2 protein-coding genes are annotated in these 566 nt (G+C 39.6%); both read left to right on the top strand.

The genetic code is table 11. The features are described from left to right. Positions 1 to 289 (top strand): hypothetical protein (locus IEY73_RS34790; protein ID WP_229716454.1); only part of this gene is annotated, 289 nt, incomplete at its 5' end. Between the two features lie 18 nt (positions 290 to 307). Further along, positions 308 to 566 (top strand): hypothetical protein (locus IEY73_RS34785; protein ID WP_229716453.1); only part of this gene is annotated, 259 nt, incomplete at its 3' end.

Below are 566 nucleotides of genomic sequence, written 5' to 3'. Positions count from 1 at the left end.
GCCTTTCAGCGAACGCATGCTAGAAGTGGTGCCTGATGAAGATAAGGAAGTGAAATCCATGTTTGAAGAAATGGATGAAGAAGAAGATGAATTGAATAAACTGGGCGATTTGAGAAAAAAAGTAGAAGATCAATTAGGGCTTAATGCAACCTTTAGCGAAGAAGAAGTAAGATATGAAATTGTCTTAGAAAAGATTAGAGGGACCCTTAAAGAGCGCCCTGATGAAATCGCAATGCTCTTTAAGCTCCTAATCAAAGATGAAATCTCTTCAGACAGCACAAAAGGCTAAAAAGATAAAAGGTTAAAAATGGCAACCAAGCTTACCCCCAAACAAAAGGCCCAATTAGACGAACTCTCCATGAGTGAAAAAATCGCTATTTTACTCATTCAAGTGGGCGAAGACGCCACAGGCGAGATTTTAAGGCATTTAGACATTGACTCCATTACAGAGATTTCTAAACAAATCGTGCAATTAAACGGCACAGACAAGCAAATCGGCGCGGCGGTTTTAGAGGAATTTTTTGCGATTTTTCAGTCTAACCAATACATCAATACCGGCGGTTTAG

It is taken from the genome of Mangrovihabitans endophyticus, from assembly GCF_014646155.1.
Taxonomy (GTDB): Bacteria; Actinomycetota; Actinomycetes; order Mycobacteriales; family Micromonosporaceae; genus Actinoplanes; species Actinoplanes endophyticus.
The sequence above is the reverse complement of the archived record's forward strand: the minus strand, read 5'-3'. Positions and strand labels throughout refer to the sequence as shown.